Raw genomic sequence first — 581 nt, 5'->3', positions numbered from 1 at the left:
GTGGCGATGCTGGAAGCGCGCATGGCCGCCTTCGAGGGGGCGGAAGCCTGCCGCGCCACGGCCACAGGCATGGCCGCCGTCACCGCAGCGATCATGGGCCAGGTCCGGCAGGGCGACCACGTCGTCGCCTCGCGCGCCCTGTTCGGCTCCTGCCGCTATGTCGTCGAGGAGCATCTGCCGCGCTATGGCGTCACCTCGACGCTGGTCGACGGCACGGACATCGCCCCCTGGCGCGCGGCCGTGACGCCGCAGACAAAGGTCTTCTTCCTCGAGAGCCCCTCCAACCCGACGTTGGAGGTCATCGATATCGCCGCCGTTGCCGCGCTGGCCAAAGAGGTCGGCGCCACGCTCGTCGTCGACAACGTTTTCGCCACGCCGCTCTTCCAGCGCCCGCTGGAGCTCGGCGCCGATTGCGTCGTCTACTCGGCGACCAAGCACATCGACGGGCAGGGCCGATGTCTCGGCGGGCTGATCCTGGCCTCGCAGGACTTCATCGAGACCCATGTCCAGACCTTCCTGCGCCAGACCGGCCCGGCGATCTCGCCCTTCAACGCCTGGGTGATGCTGAAGGCGCTGGAGAC

1 protein-coding gene is annotated in these 581 nt (G+C 69.0%); it reads left to right on the top strand.

From position 1 onward, the window contains the following. Window positions 1-581, top strand: a 581-nt coding sequence (locus tag AX750_RS12655; RefSeq protein WP_156462451.1) for an aminotransferase class V-fold PLP-dependent enzyme, incomplete at both ends; no start/stop codon positions are given.

This window comes from Methylobacterium sp. CCH7-A2 (assembly GCF_001557075.1).
GTDB lineage: Bacteria > Pseudomonadota > Alphaproteobacteria > Rhizobiales > Beijerinckiaceae > Allobosea > Allobosea massiliensis.
This window is presented reverse-complemented; position numbering and strand designations above follow the sequence as displayed.